22 protein-coding genes are annotated in these 17,967 nt (G+C 68.9%); 3 read left to right on the top strand and 19 right to left on the bottom strand.

The window, feature by feature from the left end; genetic code table 11:
- Positions 1 to 29 precede the first annotated feature (29 nt).
- From frr to WEE69_03750, 8 genes are all read right to left on the bottom strand, one after another.
- A complete protein-coding gene (frr, locus tag WEE69_03785) occupies positions 30 to 602 on the bottom strand; it encodes a ribosome recycling factor (GenBank protein MEX1144409.1) in 573 nt (190 codons plus the stop codon).
- Between the two features lie 19 nt (positions 603 to 621).
- Positions 622 to 1,359, bottom strand: coding sequence for a UMP kinase (gene pyrH / locus WEE69_03780; protein MEX1144408.1), 738 nt, complete (start codon positions 1,357 to 1,359; stop codon positions 622 to 624).
- A 3-nt stretch (positions 1,360 to 1,362) separates the two neighbouring features.
- Positions 1,363 to 2,202 (bottom strand): translation elongation factor Ts, encoded by an 840-nt coding sequence (gene tsf, locus WEE69_03775; protein MEX1144407.1) that lies wholly within the window; start codon positions 2,200 to 2,202, stop codon positions 1,363 to 1,365.
- Positions 2,202 to 3,158, bottom strand: a complete 957-nt coding sequence (rpsB, locus tag WEE69_03770; GenBank protein ID MEX1144406.1) for a 30S ribosomal protein S2 — start codon at positions 3,156 to 3,158, stop codon at positions 2,202 to 2,204. Before rpsB ends, tsf begins: the two co-directional genes overlap by 1 nt.
- A gap of 142 nt (positions 3,159 to 3,300) precedes the next feature.
- On the bottom strand, positions 3,301 to 4,452 hold the full coding sequence (locus WEE69_03765) for a PQQ-binding-like beta-propeller repeat protein (GenBank protein MEX1144405.1): 1,152 nt from the start codon (positions 4,450 to 4,452) through the stop codon (positions 3,301 to 3,303).
- Positions 4,449 to 6,155 (bottom strand): peptidoglycan DD-metalloendopeptidase family protein, encoded by a 1,707-nt coding sequence (locus WEE69_03760; protein MEX1144404.1) that lies wholly within the window; start codon positions 6,153 to 6,155, stop codon positions 4,449 to 4,451. Before WEE69_03760 ends, WEE69_03765 begins: the two co-directional genes overlap by 4 nt.
- A gap of 235 nt (positions 6,156 to 6,390) precedes the next feature.
- Complete coding sequence (whiG, locus tag WEE69_03755; protein MEX1144403.1) at positions 6,391 to 7,170, bottom strand: RNA polymerase sigma factor WhiG; 780 nt, start codon at positions 7,168 to 7,170, stop codon at positions 6,391 to 6,393.
- Positions 7,163 to 8,149 (bottom strand): tyrosine-type recombinase/integrase, encoded by a 987-nt coding sequence (locus WEE69_03750; GenBank protein MEX1144402.1) that lies wholly within the window; start codon positions 8,147 to 8,149, stop codon positions 7,163 to 7,165. The genes whiG and WEE69_03750 overlap by 8 nt, the downstream gene beginning before the upstream one ends.
- A gap of 86 nt (positions 8,150 to 8,235) precedes the next feature.
- On the opposite strand from WEE69_03750, the gene WEE69_03745 reads away from it, so the two are divergent.
- Both WEE69_03745 and dprA read left to right on the top strand, forming a co-directional pair.
- Positions 8,236 to 9,750, top strand: a complete 1,515-nt coding sequence (locus tag WEE69_03745) for a YifB family Mg chelatase-like AAA ATPase (GenBank protein MEX1144401.1) — start codon at positions 8,236 to 8,238, stop codon at positions 9,748 to 9,750.
- On the top strand, positions 9,747 to 10,862 hold the full coding sequence (dprA, locus tag WEE69_03740; protein ID MEX1144400.1) for a DNA-processing protein DprA: 1,116 nt from the start codon (positions 9,747 to 9,749) through the stop codon (positions 10,860 to 10,862). Before WEE69_03745 ends, dprA begins: the two co-directional genes overlap by 4 nt.
- Positions 10,863 to 10,866: 4 nt before the next feature.
- Here the strand turns inward: dprA and WEE69_03735 are convergent, their stop codons facing one another.
- Positions 10,867 to 11,679, bottom strand: a complete 813-nt coding sequence (locus WEE69_03735) for an enoyl-CoA hydratase-related protein (GenBank protein ID MEX1144399.1) — start codon at positions 11,677 to 11,679, stop codon at positions 10,867 to 10,869.
- 184 nt (positions 11,680 to 11,863) lie between these two features.
- Here WEE69_03735 and WEE69_03730 point away from each other — a divergent pair, with 184 nt between their 5' ends.
- Positions 11,864 to 12,094, top strand: a complete 231-nt coding sequence (locus tag WEE69_03730) for a hypothetical protein (GenBank protein MEX1144398.1) — start codon at positions 11,864 to 11,866, stop codon at positions 12,092 to 12,094.
- Here the strand turns inward: WEE69_03730 and WEE69_03725 are convergent.
- The 10 genes from WEE69_03725 to ftsY form a co-directional block, all read right to left on the bottom strand.
- Entirely contained in the window at positions 12,091 to 12,453 is a 363-nt protein-coding gene (locus WEE69_03725; GenBank protein ID MEX1144397.1) for a YraN family protein, read from the bottom strand. The genes WEE69_03730 and WEE69_03725 overlap by 4 nt on opposite strands.
- 4 nt (positions 12,454 to 12,457) lie before the next feature.
- Positions 12,458 to 12,751 carry a DUF2469 domain-containing protein gene (locus WEE69_03720; protein MEX1144396.1) on the bottom strand — a complete coding sequence of 98 codons (294 nt, stop codon included), beginning with the start codon at positions 12,749 to 12,751 and terminating at the stop codon, positions 12,458 to 12,460.
- A 19-nt stretch (positions 12,752 to 12,770) separates the two neighbouring features.
- Positions 12,771 to 13,115, bottom strand: coding sequence for a 50S ribosomal protein L19 (gene rplS / locus WEE69_03715; GenBank protein MEX1144395.1), 345 nt, complete (start codon positions 13,113 to 13,115; stop codon positions 12,771 to 12,773).
- Between the two features lie 69 nt (positions 13,116 to 13,184).
- Positions 13,185 to 13,916, bottom strand: a complete 732-nt coding sequence (gene trmD / locus WEE69_03710) for a tRNA (guanosine(37)-N1)-methyltransferase TrmD (GenBank protein MEX1144394.1) — start codon at positions 13,914 to 13,916, stop codon at positions 13,185 to 13,187.
- Positions 13,916 to 14,386 (bottom strand): ribosome maturation factor RimM, encoded by a 471-nt coding sequence (rimM, locus tag WEE69_03705; GenBank protein MEX1144393.1) that lies wholly within the window; start codon positions 14,384 to 14,386, stop codon positions 13,916 to 13,918. Before rimM ends, trmD begins: the two co-directional genes overlap by 1 nt.
- Positions 14,387 to 14,399: 13 nt before the next feature.
- On the bottom strand, positions 14,400 to 14,756 hold the full coding sequence (locus tag WEE69_03700) for a KH domain-containing protein (protein ID MEX1144392.1): 357 nt from the start codon (positions 14,754 to 14,756) through the stop codon (positions 14,400 to 14,402).
- A complete protein-coding gene (gene rpsP, locus WEE69_03695; GenBank protein MEX1144391.1) occupies positions 14,753 to 15,304 on the bottom strand; it encodes a 30S ribosomal protein S16 in 552 nt (183 codons plus the stop codon). Before rpsP ends, WEE69_03700 begins: the two co-directional genes overlap by 4 nt.
- A 125-nt stretch (positions 15,305 to 15,429) precedes the next feature.
- The gene (locus WEE69_03690) at positions 15,430 to 15,627 is read right to left on the bottom strand and encodes a hypothetical protein (GenBank protein MEX1144390.1); all 198 of its coding nucleotides are present in this window, start codon (positions 15,625 to 15,627) and stop codon (positions 15,430 to 15,432) included.
- 18 nt (positions 15,628 to 15,645) lie between these two features.
- Positions 15,646 to 16,992 (bottom strand): signal recognition particle protein, encoded by a 1,347-nt coding sequence (gene ffh / locus WEE69_03685; protein MEX1144389.1) that lies wholly within the window; start codon positions 16,990 to 16,992, stop codon positions 15,646 to 15,648.
- On the bottom strand, positions 16,992 to 17,930 hold the full coding sequence (ftsY, locus tag WEE69_03680) for a signal recognition particle-docking protein FtsY (GenBank protein ID MEX1144388.1): 939 nt from the start codon (positions 17,928 to 17,930) through the stop codon (positions 16,992 to 16,994). The genes ffh and ftsY overlap by 1 nt, the downstream gene beginning before the upstream one ends.
- Positions 17,931 to 17,967: the final 37 nt, after the last annotated feature.

The following is a 17,967-nucleotide window of genomic DNA, read 5'->3' as shown; positions in this document are numbered from 1 at the left end:
CCTCCCCATGGGTCGCTCCAAGCGGCTCGCTACACCTCGAGCAGCTCTCGCTCCTTGTGCGCGAGGAGGTCGTCGACCTCGGCCACCACCTGGTGGGTGTGCTTCTCGAGCTCCTTCTCGACGCGCTCCAGATCGTCCTTGGAGAGGTCGCCGTCCTTCTGGAGTGCCTCCAGATCCTTGCGAGCCTCCCGGCGGATGTTGCGCACCGCCACCCGGCCCTCCTCGGCCCGGTTCTTCACCACCTTCACGAGCTCCTTGCGGCGCTCCTCGGTGAGCTGCGGGAACGAGAGGCGGATCACCGCGCCGTCGTTGCTGGGGTTCACCCCGAGGTCGCTGGTGTTGATCGCCTTCTCGATGCCCTTGATGTTGTTCTTGTCGTACGGCGAGATCACCAGCAGGCGCGGTTCGGGCACGCTGAACCCGGCGAGCTGCTGGAGCGGCACCATCGCGCCGTAGGAGTCCACCATCAGCTTCTCCACGAGCGCCGCGCTGGCGCGCCCGGTGCGCACCGCGCCGAACTCCCCCTTGAGGTGCTCGATCGCCTTGCGCATCTTGTCGTGGCAATCCTCCACGACCATGTCGGTGAGCTCGTTGTCGGCCATGGGGCGAGTCTCCCGCGTCTCAGACCGCAGTGTGCACGATCGTGCCGATCGGCTCGCCGAGGAGCGCCCGTGCGATGTTTCCCGGCTCCATCACGTCGAACACGATGATCGGGAGCGCGTTGTCCATGCAAAACGTGATCGCGGTCGAGTCCATCACCTCGAGCCGTTGGTTCAGGACCTCGAAGTGGCTCACCTCGGTCAGCTTCACTGCTTTGGGATCGCTCCGGGGGTCGGCCGTGTAGATGCCGTCAACACCCGAGTGGGTGCCCTTCAGGATCGCCTCGGCGCCGATCTCCGCGGCGCGCAGGGCTGCGGTGGTGTCGGTGGTGAAGTAGGGGTTGCCGGTGCCGGCGGCAAAGACGACCACGCGCCCCTTCTCCATGTGACGGATCGCACGCAGCGGGATGAACGGCTCGGCCACCTGGGCCATCGCGATGGCGGTCTGCACCCGCGTGGGCTGATCTGCCGCCTCGAGCGCGTCCTGGAGTGCGAGCGCGTTGATGACCGTGGCGAGCATGCCCATGTAGTCGGCGCGGGCCCGGTCCATCCCTCGCTTGGCCCCGCTCATGCCGCGGAAGATGTTGCCGCCACCCACGACGACGGCGATGTCCACCCCGAGATCGCTGCGCGCGCTGGCCACCTCGTCGGCGATGCGCTGCACGACCTTGGCGTCGATGCCGTAGCCGATGGTGGTGTCGGCGAACGCCTCACCCGAGAGCTTCAGCACCACTCGTCGGTACTGGCTCTTGGGCGCCACGGATCAGTCCTCGCCGACCTTCACTCGCGCGAATCGGCGCACGGTGGCGTCCTTGCCCAGACCCTCCACCAGCTTGCCGATCGTCGTCTTGGAGTCACGCACGAAGGCCTGCTCGAGCAGCACGTTCTCCTTGTAGAAGCCGCCGATGCGGCCCTCCACGATCTTCGGGATCGCAGCGTCGGGCTTGCCCTCGTTGCGGGTGAGCTCCTCGAGCACCGCCCGCTCCTTCTCGACCACGTCGGCCGGCACCTCGTCGCGGGTCGTCCAGCGCGGCGCGGCCGAGGCCACGTGCAGCGCGATGTCGTGGGCGACTTCCTTGGCCTTGGCGTCAGTGGGATCGACGCCGGCGAGCTCCATGAGCACGCCGATCGTGCCGCGCCCGGTCTGGATGTGCTTGTAGCCGTCGATGAGACCGTCGGCGGACTCGTACACCACGACGCGCCCAAGACCGATGTTCTCGCCGAGCTTGGCTGCGAGCTGGGTGATGTGCTCCTCGACCGTCGCGTCTTCGAAGTCGAGCTTGGCGATCTCCTCTTTGGCCTCTTCGACCGCGAGGCGCGCCAGCTTGGTGACCGTGTCCGTGAACACGGAGCCCTTGGCCACGAAGTCGGTCTCCGCCGTGAGCTCGACGAGCGCGCCCACGTTGCCATCGACGATCACCTCGACCGCCCCGTCGTTGGCCGCGCGCGCTCGCCCGGATCCGGACAGGCCCTTGGTACGCAGCCAGTCCTTGGCTGCGTCCATGTCGCCGTTGCTCTCGGTGAGCGCCGTCTTGCAGTCCATCATCCCGGCACCCGTCGCCTTGCGCAGCGCCGCGACGTCCGCGGCAGTGAACTCGGCCATCAGGTGGCCGCCGCCGTCTCGTCAGGAGCTGGTTCGTCAGCCACTGCCGCCTCGGGCTCCGCTGCGGCTTCCGCCGGCGCGTCGTCGGGCGGCGCGTCCTTCTTGGATGCCTTGAGCTTCGCCTCGCGCTCGGCCTGCGCAGCCGCGGCCGCATCACGCGCCTGCTTCTGCTCCTCGGCCTTGCGCGCCGCCTCTTCGGGGTCAAGGGGTTTTGGTGGCGGCGCCTTGGGCGTGTCGGCCTTCGCCGGCTTGGCCGGGCCGGCCTTGCGCTGCGCGAGCAGGCGGCCCTCGTCGGCCGCGTCGGCGACGATGCGGCTCATGAGCGTGGCTGAACGGATCGCGTCGTCGTTGCCGGGGATCACGAAGTCGATGATGTCGGGATCACAGTTGGTGTCCACCACCGCGATGACGGGGATGCCGAGCCGGTTCGCCTCGGTGACCGCGATGTGCTCCTTCTTGGTGTCGATCACGAACACCGCGTCGGGGAGCTTCTCCATGCGGGTGATGCCGCCGAGGTTGCGCTGGAGCTTGTCTCGCTCGCGCTTGACCTTCAGGCCTTCCTTCTTGATCATCTGCTCGGTCTCGCCCGACGTCACCATGCGGTCGAGCTCGTGGAGCTTGGACACGCGGGCGTGCACGGTCTGGAAGTTCGTGAGCATGCCGCCGAGCCACCGGTAGTTCACGTACGGCATGCCGCACCGGTCGGCCTGGCTCTGCACGGGCTCCTGGGCCTGCTTCTTCGTGCCCACGAACAGCACCGTGCCGCCGTCCTCCACCGTCTTGCGGATGAAGCGGAAGGCAGTGTCGATGCGCTCGAGCGTCTGCTGGAGATCGATGATGTAGATGCCGTTGCGCTCACCGAAGATGAAGCGACGCATCTTCGGGTTCCAACGGCGCGTCTGGTGACCGAAGTGGACCCCGGCCTCCAGAAGCTGCTTCATGGTGACGACAGCCACGAGGGACTCCTCAAGTTGTACATCCGCCCGCTGGCGCCGAGGCCCGAGGGCGACGACGACCTGAGAGTTGCTGCGAGCGTGTGAGATCCCGGACCAAGGTCCGAGTCGAGGAGTCAGTGTAGTGGGGGTCTCGAGCCGGTTCTCAGGCGGGGCCGGCCTGCAGCATCCAGATCTCAGGGTCGCCCCACAACCGCGAGACGAGGAGATAAAGGTGATCGCCGGCCGCGGCGCTCGCCTCGATGGTCGCTGCGGTCTGGGTCGGGTCGAGCGCATCGGTGGAGATCGCGTCGCCGTCGGCCATGTTGGCCAACATGATCCCTGTGCCGTAGGTCGTCATGGCGAACACCTCGCCGACGACGTGGGGTTCGGCCTCGAATTGCACGAGGCCGGTCGCCATCTTCCAGCGCACCTTCCCCGTGCTCGGGTCGAGCACCGTCACCTTCCCAGCCAGGTCCACCAACGCGATCCCCTGTGGAGCCGCCACGGTTTCCAGTCCGCTCGAGTACGGGGACCTGCTGCGCGAGCGACGCGCCCAGAGCTCGCTCCCATCCAGGACTGCCAAGTGGCGGATCTCGGTCACGACCCGCTCGCGCCGGTCAATCCGCAAGTTCTCCGCGATCGTGACCGACTCGTCGCTGACCGCGGCCATCGACGAGGACTCTGGGAAATCACTCCCCCAGCTCTCACTACCGCCGTCTGAGGTGAACGCCCGCACATGAGCACCGGCATCGTCGGTCCAGAAGAGCACAACGCGTTCGCCGACGACCCACGTGCGCGCGGCAATGATCGCGTCGGCGATCGGGAACGCAGCCGTCCAGCGCACGGTCCCCGTCGCACCATCCACGAGTTCGAGGACTCCGAGGTCACTCACGACCGCAACCGCGCTCGTGCCGTCGGAGGTGGCGCCGACGGCGACGTCGCGCGCACCCGCAGCCAGGTGCTCCCACCGGCCCTCCGACGACGCCCGCTCGAACGCGATCAGTCCTTCGTCGTCGACGGTGACGACCACGAGGTCGGCGCCGATAGCAACTGGGCCGAAGTCGACGTCAGCCACGATGGTCCGCCGCCATCGCTCGAGGCCAGCGGCGTCGACGACGACGACTTCACCTGTGCGTCCGAGCGCCACCGCGCCCTGCGCGTCGGCCGCGAGCGACTGCGGTTCGATAGGTCCGGAAGATTGCCAACCTTCATCGAGCGTCGGCTCCGCGGCGCGTGCCGCGGGGTGTCCCGCGAGCACGACGACCACCACGAACAGCGTGAGGAACGTGCCAAATCGGTGAAGGTGAGCGCTCATGATCGCCAGTACTCCGGGTTGTAGGGATGTGCGGTGCCGCCGGGCGTCAACGAGATCCTCTCGTTGACCTTGTCGACGAGCTCCGTGTAGAGCCAGCCGCCGACATCGGTGAACAAGCCGCAGGAGTCGGCCGGTGCGCGTCCGCTCAGATGTGCCTGCGCGGCGCTGATCGCGTCGTCATCGCGAAGCACTGCCGAATGGTCATCAGGCCACAGCGGGGCGCCGGCCGGTACGACGACCTTCGTCGCACCCGGCACGTCGGCACGGTTGGACGGCACGATCGGATCCTCGGAACCGATGATCGAGATGAATCGAATGTCCTCCGGAGCCTCGCCGGCGTCCCAGAGCTTCTTGATCGTCTCCGAGTCCGACGTCATCTGCTCGACGGACTCCGCGCCGATGATGTCGGTCGGGTCGAGCAACCTCACGATCGGTCCGGCAAACATGTGATCGCTGATCTGCTGCCCGAGATCGGCGATGGGCGTGCCTTCGTGCGGTGAACCGAACGTCACGACGTTGTCGATTGGTGGGTATTCATCCTCGTGGCCGCCGTAGACGTCGGTCAGAAACAGGTCGATGACGAGCCCGCCCTGCGAGTGGCCCACAAGGTCGATGGCCGTGCCCGGATGTGCACGTGCCTGCTCCTGGATCTGACGCCCGAGCGACCGCGCCTGCGCGTGAAGATCGCTCAAGGTGTCCTTCGGGCCATACGTCCGTGACCCGGGCCGGTAGGAGAAGTACTCGACCTCGTCGCGGTCGTAGCCGAGCATCCGCCAGCGGGTCTGGAACTTCTCGTCGTATGCATCGCCATGCGCGTCCGGCTGCTGACGCCGCCTCCAGCTGCCGAGACCACCAACCGCGACGGCGACGTTTCCCGAACCCTTCGAGTGCGCTCGCGGCGGTGGCTGTGGACACGACGTGAGCTGTTCGTACAGCTTCCGTCCTGCCTCGACGACGGCGTTGAAGACCGCGATCGCGCCGTTGGCGATCTTGGTGGCCAGCTCCTCGACGGCGCGTTCAACCTTGTTGGCCACATCGCGCAGCGTCTGGAGGACGTCGCGCGCGACGCGCTCGACCCGCTCGACCAGCTCACGGGTCGCCTCCACGACCGTCCGCAGCGCGGCAAGCCCCAGGTCGACCAAGTCCTCGACCTGCTCCCACAGCTCTCGGGCACGTTCGCCGACGACCCCAACGACCGCCTCCCCCGCGTCGCACAGCTGTTCCACCAGCGGGATGCCGCCCGCGCAGTCGTCGCCGTCGTCCTGGAGCTCGCGCCAGATGAACGTCTCGTCGGATGGAACACGCACCCCAGAAGGAACGAGACGCACCAGCTCGGTGAGATCCGTCGGTCCGAAGAGGAGCATCGGGTCGAAGTAGCGATCACCAATCCGGGTACCGAAGTGCAAGGCGCCGGGGCGGTGACCGCCCCCGCTCCCACCGGCGATCCCGAGCGTCTCGCCGCGGCGCACCGCGGCTCCTTCGTCGACTTCGATGCGAGCGAGGAACGAGTACGACGTGCGAATGCCGCCCGCGTGCTCGACCACGACATGGAGCGAGCCCGAGACAGTGCCAGCGAACGTGACGCGGCCGTCGTTCGCGGCGCGAACTTCGGTGCCGGCCGGGGCGGCGAAGTCGACGCCTCGATGGCCCGACGCAAAACGAGCGAGCGGCTCGACATACGGACGAACAACGGCGCCAGGCACCGGCGGAGCCCAAGTCGAGCTGTCAGCGCCGGCCGGCGCGTCTGGCAGTGCGGTGGCAACGACTGCGACGAGGGTGGCGAAGGCGAGCCACCGCACGCGCCAACCCAACGAACGAGGCGGTGGCATCGGCCTCCCCCGGAGCTAGAGCACGGGCGGGGAAGCCAAAGGAAGTGCGAGCGCACCGTAGTGGCGCGCGCGACGAATGGGAAGAGGTCGAGCGGGGTTTTCTGGGCGCCTACGCGGGGTCGGCCAGACGGGCGCGCAGCTGGAGGATCGCCTTGGTGTGGATCTGGCACACGCGGCTCTCGGTGACACCGAGCACCTGGCCGATCTCCGCCAGGGTGAGCGCCTCGTAGTAGTAGAGGGTGAGGACGAGACGTTCGCGGTCGGGCATCCGGTTGATCAGGTCGGCGAGCAGGTGCTTCATCTCGTCGACTTCAAACGCCTCGACCGGGTTGTGGCCACCGTCCGAGATCGTGTCGCCCAGCGTGGAACCACCCCCGCCATCGCCACTACCGCCACCGATCAGCTCGTCGAGCGCGACCAGACCGGTGAACGAGATCTGCGACAGCGTCTGGCCGAACTCGTCTTCGGAGAGCCCGAGCTTCGCGGCCACCTCGGAGTCCTGCGGGTTCCGGCGCAGCTCGTTCTCGAGCTCGGAGTAGGCGCGCTCCACCGCACGGGCCTTAGCCCGCACCGAGCGCGGCACCCAGTCGATGGAGCGGAGCTCGTCGATGATCGCGCCCTTGATGCGAGCGATCGCGTACGTCTCGAACTTGAAGCCGCGCTCGGGCTCGAACTTGTCGATGGCGTCGATGAGCCCGAAGATCCCGTAGCTCACGAGGTCGGTCTGCTCGATGTTCTGTGGGAGCCCGGAGGCAACGCGGCCGGCGACGAACTTCACGAGCGGCGAGTAGTGGATGATCAGGCGCTCGCGAGCCGCGGTCGTGCCGCCCTTCTTGTAGACCTGCCAGAGGTCGTTGACGAGCGCGGTCGTCTCCGGATCGTCAGGCACGGGGATGGCTTTCGTCGTAGACGGCGCGGAGGCGGTCGCGGGTCACGTGCGTGTAGATCTGCGTGGTGGCCAGGTCGGCATGACCAAGCAGCTCCTGCACCGCACGCAGGTCGGCGCCGCCCTCGAGGAGGTGCGTCGCATACGCGTGCCGAAGTGCATGGGGATGGAGCTTGCCGCGCGTGCCTGTGGGCTGCGCGGCGACGATGCGATGCGACTCACGCGTGGAGAGTGCACCGCCTCGGCGCGCGAGGAACACCGCGTCGGGCGGTGAGTCGGGTGTTGCCAGCACGGCTCGGCCGCGACTGAGCCAGTCAGTGACTGCGTCGCGCGCGGGCTCGCCGATCGGGACGCGCCGGACGCGGCCACCCTTCCCGAGCACGGTGACGAGCCCGGCCCGGAGATCGCAGTCCTCGATCTTCAGACCGCAGCACTCGCTCACGCGCAGCCCGGCGCCGTAGAGGACCTCGAGGACGGCGACGTCACGGCGCGCGAGCGCGGCGGCGAGCGGATCGTCGAGCGTGTCGGGCAGGTCGACCCGCGCGCCGGCACCGTCGAGGAGCGCGGCGGCCTCCTCGGCCCGCAGGACCCGCGGCAGCCGGGCGTCGCCACGCGGCGCGCGCAGGGCGCGGCCCGGATCCGTGGGCAACACGCCCTGGCGGTGGAGGTGCCGGAGGTAGGCCCGGACCGCGGCCGCCTTGCGCGAGACCGAGCGACGGGCGAAACCCCGAGTGCCCAGAAAGGCGAGGTATCGGCGCAGTGCTCGGCGGTCGGCGTTCACCGGCTCGGGGCAGCCACCCCGCTCGGCCCAGCCCACGAACTCACGAACGTCGTGCTCGTAGGCCCGTTGGGTGTGGGGGCTCCTGCCGCCCAGCGTGGCCAGATAGCCATCAACATCCCAGGGCATCCGCAAACGGTAGCCACTCAACGTGGCCTCCCACACCACCACCTGCCTCGCTGCGCCCGAGATCGGTGCTGTCACACCCGGCTCATACGGTGCCTTCCACCCGTCGCGGTCGCGGTTGACGACCTGCCAGCCCGGTCCGGTGCGCTCGCACCGGCTCTCCGTTGGAGGTCGCGGTGCTCGCGTCGGTGGTCAGCGCCACGCTGCTCGGTGTCGAGGGGCAGATCGTCACGGTCGAGGTCCACGTGTCCGCGGGGCTGCCCGCGTATCACCTGGTCGGGCTCCCCGATACGGCGGTTCGCGAATCACGCGAGCGAGTGCGCGCCGCCCTGCTGTCTTCGGACTTGCCGTGGCCCCAGCAACGCATCACCGTCAACCTCGCGCCAGGCGGTGTACGCAAGACGGGCGCCGGCCTCGAGCTCGCGGTCGCGCTCGGGTTGCTGCTCGGTGCCGACGAGCTGCCTGCTGGTGTGCTCGACGGCGTCGGCGTCGTCGGCGAGCTCGGACTCGACGGGTCGGTCCGATCGGTCCCCGGCACGCTCGCGTTCGTGGATGCACTCGTGCACATCGGCGTTGCCACGGTCATCGTCCCCGACGCCGATGCCGCAGAGGCTGCGCTCGCGCGCGGTGTACAGGTTCGGGTCGCGCGTTCGCTCAGGGAGCTGCGCGCCTGCCTCAAGGGTGAAGCGGCCTGGCCCGATCCCCCGCCGCCTCCCGCGCGTGGCGACGATGACGAGCCCTTCGATGCCGAACCGCTTGACCTGGCCGACGTGCGTGGTCTGGCCTGGGCGCGACGCGCGCTCGAGGTCGCCGCTGCTGGCCACCACCACCTGCTCCTCACCGGACCGCCCGGCGCCGGCAAGACGATGCTGGCCCGTCGGCTCGCCACGATCCTGCCCGCCTTGGGCGACAACGAAGCCTTCGAAGCCACCCGCATCCACTCCGTCGCTGGCCGCGCCCCTCGCGGGCTCATGCGCCGACCACCCGTGCGCGCGCCGCATCACACGGCGTCGGTGCCCGCGCTCGTCGGGGGTGGGGCCGGTCGCCCGAACCCGGGCGAGGTCACGCTCGCCCACCGTGGCGTGCTCTTCCTCGACGAGCTGGGCGAGTTCCCCCCGAGTGCACTCGACGCGCTCCGGCAGCCCCTCGAAGAGCGGGTCGTGCGGATCGCGCGCCAGCCGATCACACTCACGTTTCCCGCGGACTTCCTGCTCGTCGCGTGCACGAATCCGTGCCCGTGTGGCCTCGGCCCGCCCGGATGTGCATGCGGCGAGCGTGAACGGGCTCGCTACCGGCGCCGACTCTCGGCTCCATTGCTCGACCGCTTCGATCTCCGGCTCGCCGTGCGTCCTCCCGAAGCCGTCGACTCGACCGGTGAGTCCTCCCAAGCGGTTCGCGAGCGCGTGACGGGCGCGGTAGCTCGTCAGCACGCGCGTCTCACGGGCACGCCGTGGCGAACCAATGGCCACATTCCGGCGGGAGCACTCGAGCGGCTCGTCCCTCTCAGTCCGGAGGCGCTCGCCGCATGGCGGGCGCAGGCGGAGCTTCGAGGCATGACTGGTCGCGGTGCGGCGCGTATCCGTCGCGTGGCGCGCACGCTGGCCGACCTCGACGACTCACCTGATGTCCGGGAAGCCCACGTGCTCTGGGCCGCCCTGCTGCGCGAAGACGTGCCATGACCGAACCAAGCCGAGAGGTGGCCGCGGCCACGCTGGCGTGCCTTCCGAAGATGACACCGGGCCGCCTGCGCGCACTTGTTGATCATTTCGGGAGCGTTCGGCAGGCCCTCGTCGCAGTCCGTGAGGGTCGCGCAGCCGATGCCGAGCTCTCGGCGGAACGCGGCACCCCGATGATGTCGAGCCGCATCGCTCTTGCTCGCGACTGGCGGAGCTCGGTCGACGCGGATGGCATGGCGTTGCGACTTGCACGGCGCGGGACGTTCGTGTGGGTCGATGGCGCTCCCGACTATCCGATCGATGATCCCGTTCCCGACCGTCCTTCGGTGCTCCTCGCCGAGGGGGCACGGCCGGATGCGCTCGCGGCGCGCCGCGTGGCAATCGTGGGCACTCGCGCGGCTTCGCCTCACGGCCTGACGGACGCGCGCGAGCTCGGTGCTTATCTGGGCGCGGTCGGCATCACGGTCGTGAGCGGCATGGCCATCGGCATCGACGCGGCGGCGCACGAAGGAGCACTCGCCGCCGGCGGGCTCACGGTGGGTGTCGTCGCGACCGGGGTTGACATCGAATACCCGCGTCGCCACCGATCGCTGTACGAGCGGGTGCGCGCCGCCGGGATCGTCGTCGGTGAAGCCGCGTTCGGTGCTCGTCCGGAGCGTTGGCGCTTCCCAGTGCGCAACCGCATCATCGCCGCGCTCGCCGAGGTGGTCGTCGTCGTCGAGGCCACCCTGAAGGGCGGCGCGCGCATCACCGCGCAGTACGGGCTCGAGTACGGCCGCACGGTGCTCGCGGTGCCGGGATCCCGACGCAACCCCGCCGCGCACGGCACGAACGAGCTCATCGCCGATGGCGCCCAACCGCTCCTCGAGTGGAGTGACCTGCTCGTCGCGCTCGGCCTTTCGGACGGGAGTGCCCCCGCGCTCCGGGCGCCGGCGCGCCCTACACCAGGGTCCGACGGCGCCGCGTTGCTCCGCGCACTCGGGGGCGACGCGGCAACCCCAGACCAGCTCGCGAGTCGCGCGGCTCTCACTCCAGAACGCGTCGCCGTCGCGTTGTTCGAGCTCGAGCGCACCGGCTGGATCGACCGCGCCCAAGGCGCGATCTGGCCGCGCTGACGAGCTACTCCCCGATGAACGTGGGGTCGCGCTTCTCGATGAAAGCCGCCATCGCTTCGGCGGTGTCGCGTGACGAGAAGGCGAGGGTCTGGGCGACGTCCTCGAACTCGACGGCCTCGGCCATCGACACCGACGACGACTGGTTGAGCAGCTTCTTGGTGATGGAGATCTGGATCGGCGGTTGCGCGGCGATCTTGCGGGCCAACTCGGTGACCACCTCCTCGAGATCGCCAGCGGGGACGACACGGTTCACGATGCCGTAGCGCTCGGCTTCCTCGGCCGAGATGATCTCGGCCAGAAAGGCAAGCTCCTTCGCCTTGTGCAGGCCGATGAGTCGCGGCAACAACCACGAGCCGCCGCCGTCGAGCGACAGTCCGCGGCGGGCGAAGATCTCGGAGAAGCGTGCGGCGTCGGACGCGATGATGAGGTCGCAGCCGAGCGCCAGGTTGCACCCCGCACCGACTGCGGCCCCGTTGACCGCGGCAATCGTCGGCTTCGGCAGGTCGTGCAGGCGCAGGACCAACCGGCCCAGTCGGCGCATGCCGTGCAGTGCGGTGCCCGCACCACCGGTGCCGAAACCCTTTTCCTTGTCGCTGCCCTTGCCAGGCGTGAGGTCGGCACCCGACGTGAACGCGTCGCCGGCGCCGGTGAGCACGAGCACCCGGTCATCGCGCGAGTCGGCAATCTCGTCGAGCAGGTGCGTGAGCTCCGTCGTCATCTCCGGGCTCATCGCGTTCTTCTTCTCGGGACGGTTCATCGTGATCGTGACCACGCCGTGGTCGTCACGATCGACGAGCAAGGTCTTCAGCGACTTCATCTCGGGTCGATTCCACTCCGGCGTCCCGGCCGTCCGGCCACGCCTCCGTTGCATCTCCGTGCCGCTACCGTACCGCCGTGGGCTACAACCCGTTCCGGGCGCGCGTGAAGCACTCCGGTGACGCGGCGATCGTCGCCGCCGGGCTGTTGGTGATCGCCGCGCTGTTGGCCTGGGCGTTCTTCGGATAGTCGCCGAGGTGGCGGACCACGAGTTCCCCGATGACGCCGATGACGGCGTCGACGTCCGCCGCGTGCAACCGTACGAAGCGGTCAAGGCTTACCGCTGCCCCGGGTGCGACCACGAGATCCGACCCGGCGAAGGGCACACCGTTGTGGTTCCACGCCGCGCACCCGACGATCGCCGACACTGGCACACGTCGTGCTGGCAACGCTCGGCTCGCACGAAACGGCGTTAGAAGGCCGCTTCGATCACCTCGACGCGCGGCGCCTCACCACGGGGCGCGTACACCGACGCCACGTCGAAGCGGAGATCGACGCCTCGCTGCGGGTGCTCGTCGAGCCAGCGGGCCGCGAGCCCCCGCAAGCGCCGCTGCTTGGTCGGCGTGACCGCCTCGAACGGCGCACCGAATGCGTCACTGCGACGCGTCTTGACCTCGCAGAACACAACGGTCCGTTTGGCCGAGAGCACCAGATCGAGCTCACCCTCGCGGCAGCGCCAGTTCCGGTCGAGCAGCAGGTAGCCACGTTTGGCATACCACCGGGCCGCGAGGTCCTCTCCCGACGCACCGAGCGCCCGGCGAGGATCGCGGCTCACCCGGCTAGAGGTCCTTGCCCGCGAGCTCCTCGATGTTCACGTCTTTGAAGCTGAGCACGCGCACATTGGCCACGAAGCGAGCGGGCCGGTACATGTCCCACACCCACGCGTCGGTCAGCTCGATGCAAAAGTACGGCTGACCACCCTCGTTCTCGGTGTGCACCTCGACGCCGTTGGCGAGATAGAAGCGCCGCTCCGTCTCGACGACGTACGCGAACATCGGGAGAACGTCGCGATACTCCCGGTACAGCTGGAGCTCGATCTCGGTCTCGTAGCGCTCCAGGTCTTCGGAGCTCACGACGACGCGGGTCCTCGGGTCAAACGCGCTTTTCCTTGACCTTGGCGGCCTTCCCGATCCGGTCGCGCAGGTAGTAGAGCTTCGCTCGCCGCACGTCGCCGCGGTTTGCCACCTCGATCTTGGCGAGGATCGGCGAGTGGACCGGGAAGGTGCGCTCGACGCCCACCCCGAAGCTGATCTTGCGAACCGTGAACGTCTCACGGACTCCGCTTCCCTTGCGCCGCGTCACCACACCCTGGAACACCTGGATCCGCTCGCGGTTACCTTCCACCACTCGCACGCTCACCTTGAGGGTGTCGCCGGGCGCGAAGTCGGGGATGTCGGTGCGGACCCGGGCGGCATCGACCAGGTCGGTGGCATTCATCGACATCTCCAAGACTCGCCGGACGGGGAACCCATCGTAGCGGGGGCCTGCTCGCTTGGCGCCGTGGGTTCAGGCGCCGTCTTCCTGGGGGAACTCCTCGAGCGCGGCCTCGTCCTCGGGGGTGAGCACCGCGGGGAAGCGGTCGGGGCGGCGGGCCTTGGTCCGGTGCAAGGCCTGGGCATGACGCCACCGGTCGATCCGCGCGTGATCGCCGGACCGCAGGACCTCGGGCACCGACCAGCCCCGGAACTCCGCTGGGCGCGTGTACTGCGGCTCCTCGAGCAGGCCCTGGTGTTCACCGAACGACTCGTGCTCGGCCGACTCGTCGTTCCCAATGACGCCGGGTACGAGACGCGCGGCGGCTTCGATCACGACGAGCGCCGCGGCTTCGCCGCCGGCGAGCACATAGTCACCGACCGAGAGCTCGTCGTCGCACAGATGATCGGCGACGCGCTGGTCGACGCCTTCGTAGCGCCCGCACACGAGCGAGAAACCCGCACCGCCGGCGAGGCTGCGCGCCAACGGCTGATCGAAGCGACGACCGCTCGGCGAGAGCAGGAACAGCGGCCGCTCCGGCTCGGTCGCCTCCACCGCGGCGAACAGCGGCTCGGGTGTCATGACCATGCCCGCTCCACCGCCGAACGGCGTGTCGTCCACGCTGCGGTGCGCGTCGGTCGCCCAGTCGCGCGGGTCGTGCAAGCGAACGTCGAGGACGCCCGCGGCACGCGCCTTGCCGAGCAGTGACGCCGCGAGCGCGCCGTCGAGGTACTCGGGGAACACCGTGTAGACGTCGATGCGCATCAGAGCAAACCTTCGGGCGGATCGATGACGACCAGGCCGGGGGTGTGCTCGACTACGAACGGCATCGGAATGAGCGCTCCGCCCTCGAGCACCAGCAGGTCGTGGGCGGGATTGGCCTCCACCGCGGTCACGGTCCCGAGCGCGCGCCCGGCCGTGTCTCGCACCTCGCAGCCGATGAGGTCGTGCACCCAGGGGTCGTCACCGGCGTCGAGTGGCTCGGCCGAGAGCACCAGGCCCCGCAGTGCTTCCGCGCCAGCGAGGTCGTCGACCCCGGCGAAGTGCACGACCCATCCGGCGCGATGGCGCCGGGATGATTCGACGACGATCGTGTAATCACCGGCAAAGAGATGCGCGCCCGGTTCCATGCGCTCATTGCGGTCGGTGACGAGCATGACCGTCACGTCGCCCCGCAAGCCGCGCGGTCGGCCGATTCGCCCGACCTCCAACCGTTCCGGCGCCTCGTCGGGCATGCCCGTTGCGGCGCTACTCCGCGACGTCGACCGTCGCCTTGATGCCTTCGGCCGCGCCCGCGGCGCGCGCCACCTGGCGCATCGCCTGGATGACCCGTCCCCGACGGCCGATGAGCCTGCCCATGTCGTCAGGGTTGGCGTGCACGAGCAACATGACCTCGCCGCGGCGCTCCGAGAGGTCGACCTCAATCGCGTCGGGGTCGTCCGCCAACGAGCGGGCCACGTGCTCGACGACCGCGCGTGCGCGCGTGCCGGTGATGCGGTTACCTTCGGCGCCGATCTCGACGTCGTCGTCGAGGTCGTCGTCGTCGTCCTCGAACTCGTTGTCGTCGATCCGGTTGCCGATGTTGTCGTCGTCTTCGTCGATCATTCGCTCGCGTCCTCCGCGCTCTCGTCGGCCGCGGCGGCCGGCGCTTCGGCAGCCGCCTCCGGCTCGGGCGCTGCAGCTTCCGCTTTGGGCGCTGCTTCCGTAGCTGGCGCGGCTTCGGTTACGGGCGCGGCTTCTGCCTCCGGTGCTTCTGCGGCGGGCGCCTCGGCTGCGGGCGCGTCGGCCGCAGGTGCCGCGGCTTCCGGGACTTCCTTCTTCTTGCGCTTCGGCGTCACGTTCTTGCCGGTGAGGAAACCCCGGCGGTTCAGCTTGGTGTCGGGCTTGCGGCCCTTCTCGGCCTCGAAGGTGGCCCACACGCCGTGGACGGTGAGCAGCTTCTGCACCTGCTCGCTCGGCTGCGCACCCTGGCGCAGCCACTTCAGGGCCTTCTCGTTGTCGAGGTCGAAGTACGACGGGTCTTCCCGGGGGCCGTAGTGGCCGATCGTCTCGATGATCCGCCCATCGCGGGGCGACCGCTCGTCGGCCACGACCACGCGATAGGTGGGCTGCTTGGTCTTCCCTACCCGCATCAAGCGGATCTTCACGGCCACGAGCGGTGTTTCCTCTCCAAAACGTCCAACAGGATTCGATCGATCAAGGCGCAGACGTCAGGCACGTGTGCGCAGAGAGGGCAGCCTAGCGAAGATGGCCGGATCGCCTCCCAGCCGGTCGCGACTCAGTCGGCGAGCCCGCCCCACTGCGTGTGACGAACACCGATGCGGCCGGCGGGGATGCCGGCGGCCAACACGCCGACGAGCATGAACACGAGCACGATCTTTTCGGTCGGCCCCGTCTCCGGTGTCGCGATCCCGATGACGATCCCCAAGGCCAAGAAGAAGAGCACGACCCGCAGCGCGAACCTCAGCATCAGCATCGCTGAACGATACGCGATTCAGAGTCCCTGGGGTATCCCTGGCATTCCTGGCATCGCCATGCCACCCCGGCGGCCCTTCTTCCCCGGCCGCGTGAACTGCTTCATCATCTGCTGCACGGCCTTGAACTGCTTGAGCACCGCGTTGACCTGCGCGGTGGTCGTGCCGCTGCCGGTGGCGATGCGCTTCCGGCGTGATCCGTTGATGAGCGACGGGTCTCGCCGCTCGGCCGGGGTCATCGAGCAGATGATCGCTTCGACCCGACCGAGCTCGCCTTCGTCGATGTCGGCGTCGCGTAGCTCCTTGGGCATGCCAGGGAGCATCCCGATGATGTTCTGAATCGGCCCCATCTTCTTCATCTGGCGCATCTGATCGAGGAAGTCCTCGAGCGTGAGCTCGCCCTTGCGCAGCTTCTCTTCGGTCTTGGCCGCCTCTTCCGCGTCGAACGTGGCCTCGGCCTTCTCGATGAGCGTGAGCACGTCGCCCATGCCGAGGATGCGGCTCGCCATCCGGTCGGGATGAAACGGCTCGAAGGCGTCGAGCTTCTCGCCGACGCCGGCAAACACGATCGGGAGCCCGGTCACCTCCTTCACCGAGAGCGCAGCCCCGCCACGCGCGTCGCCGTCGAGCTTCGTCAAGATCACACCGGTGAGCGCGATCGTTGCGGCGAACGTCTCGGCCACGTTCACGGCTTCCTGGCCGGTCATCGCGTCGAGCACGAGCAGCGCGTCGTCGGGATCGACCGCGTCCCGCATGCGCGCGAGCTCGTCCATGAGCTCGCTGTCGACCTGGATGCGACCGGCCGTGTCGAGGACCACGACACCGCATCCCAGGCGACGCGCCTCCTCCACACCAGCCTGAGCGACGGACACCGGGTCGGTCGGCTCCGCGAAGACCGGAACTCCGACGCGCTCACCCAACACACGCAGCTGCTCGACGGCCGCCGGCCGCTGGAGGTCGGCCGCCACGAGCAACACCTTCTTACCGTCACGCTCCAGATGACGGGCGAGCTTCGCTGCGGCGGTGGTCTTCCCCGACCCTTGGAGCCCGGCGAGCATCACGACCGACGGCGAACGCGAACCGCCCTGGAGCTTGCCGGCGGCGCCACCCAGGGTCGCGGTGAGCTCCTCGTGGACGATCTTGATCACCTGCTGCCCGGGGCTGAGGCTCTTCGTGACATCTTCGCCAACGGCGCGCTCCTTCACGCGACGAACGAACTGCTTGACCACGCTCACGTGCACGTCGGCTTCGAGAAGCGCGAGGCGGATCTCGCGTGCCACCGCGTCGACGTCGGCATCCGAGAGGCGACCCTTGCCGCGCAACTGGCGGAAGATGCCCTCGAAGCGATCGGCGAGGGTGTCGAACATCACTCCCCGCCCGAGTCGGTGTCATCACGCACGAGCGCGGCGGCGAACTCGGCAGGGTCGAACGGCACGAGATCGTCGGGCGTTTCGCCGATGCCCACGAGCTTCACCGGCACGCCGAGCTCGTGCTCGATCGCGATCACGATGCCGCCTTTGGCGGTGCCGTCGAGCTTGGTCAGCACTACGCCCGTGATGCCCACCGCTTCGGTGAAGTCGCGCGCCTGCGTCAACCCGTTCTGGCCGGTCGTCGCGTCCAACACCAGCAGCACCTCGTGCAGCCCACTAGGCGTCCGTTCGACCACGCGCACGATCTTCCCGAGCTCGGCCATCAAGTTGGCCTTGGTGTGGAGGCGGCCGGCGGTGTCCACAAGAACCACGTCGGCACCACGCGATGCCGCAGCCTCCACGGCATCGAACGCGACCGACCCAGGGTCAGCACCTTCCTGCGCGCGCACGAGGTGAACACCGAGCTCGTCGGCCCAATGCGCGAGCTGGTCTGCCGCCGCGGCGCGGAAGGTGTCGGCAGCCGCGAGCACGACTCGATTGCCGTCCTCGATCTCCTGCGCCGCGAGCTTGGCGATCGTCGTCGTCTTCCCCACCCCGTTGACCCCCACGAGGAGCCAAGCGCTCGGCCCGGTCGGGGCGCGATGCAGCGTGCGGTCAGCGTCGGGGCTCATGACCGCGGTGATCTCGTGCTCCAGCAGCGCCGGGAGCGCATCCGCGTCGCGAACCTTGTCGGCCGCGGCGCGCGCCTTCACCTGCTCGAGGAGCACGGCGGTGGTCGGGAGACCGACGTCGGCGAGGAGCAACGTCTCCTCGAGGTCTTCCCACAGCTCATCGCTGAGTGCCCCGCGGCCGCGCAGCCGCCCGAATCCAGCGCGCGTGCGAGACATGCGGTCGCGCAGCTTCGGACGGCTCTTGCGTTCACGTCCGCGCTTCATCGCTGGTTTGATCCTAATTCCCGGGTCGCTTCGCTCC

The sequence above is a fragment of the Acidimicrobiia bacterium genome, assembly GCA_040881685.1.
GTDB lineage: Bacteria > Actinomycetota > Acidimicrobiia > IMCC26256 > PALSA-555 > SHVJ01.
Note: the sequence above shows the minus strand (reverse complement) of the source record. Positions and strands in the feature narration are given on the sequence as shown.

What these genes read in the sequence shown, in the direction of transcription:
- frr (MEX1144409.1), bottom strand. Translation starts at nt 602, where the DNA reads ATGGCCGACAACGAGCTCACCGACATGGTCGTGGAGGATTGCCACGAC.
- tsf (MEX1144407.1), bottom strand. Translation starts at nt 2,202, where the DNA reads ATGGCCGAGTTCACTGCCGCGGACGTCGCGGCGCTGCGCAAGGCGACG.
- WEE69_03765 (MEX1144405.1), bottom strand. Translation starts at nt 4,452, where the DNA reads ATGAGCGCTCACCTTCACCGATTTGGCACGTTCCTCACGCTGTTCGTG.
- dprA (MEX1144400.1), top strand. Translation starts at nt 9,747, where the DNA reads ATGACCGAACCAAGCCGAGAGGTGGCCGCGGCCACGCTGGCGTGCCTT.
- WEE69_03735 (MEX1144399.1), bottom strand. Translation starts at nt 11,679, where the DNA reads ATGAAGTCGCTGAAGACCTTGCTCGTCGATCGTGACGACCACGGCGTG.
- rplS (MEX1144395.1), bottom strand. Translation starts at nt 13,115, where the DNA reads ATGAATGCCACCGACCTGGTCGATGCCGCCCGGGTCCGCACCGACATC.
- trmD (MEX1144394.1), bottom strand. Translation starts at nt 13,916, where the DNA reads ATGCGCATCGACGTCTACACGGTGTTCCCCGAGTACCTCGACGGCGCG.
- rimM (MEX1144393.1), bottom strand. Translation starts at nt 14,386, where the DNA reads ATGCCCGACGAGGCGCCGGAACGGTTGGAGGTCGGGCGAATCGGCCGA.
- WEE69_03700 (MEX1144392.1), bottom strand. Translation starts at nt 14,756, where the DNA reads ATGATCGACGAAGACGACGACAACATCGGCAACCGGATCGACGACAAC.
- WEE69_03690 (MEX1144390.1), bottom strand. Translation starts at nt 15,627, where the DNA reads ATGCTGATGCTGAGGTTCGCGCTGCGGGTCGTGCTCTTCTTCTTGGCC.
- ffh (MEX1144389.1), bottom strand. Translation starts at nt 16,992, where the DNA reads ATGTTCGACACCCTCGCCGATCGCTTCGAGGGCATCTTCCGCCAGTTG.
- ftsY (MEX1144388.1), bottom strand. Translation starts at nt 17,930, where the DNA reads ATGAAGCGCGGACGTGAACGCAAGAGCCGTCCGAAGCTGCGCGACCGC.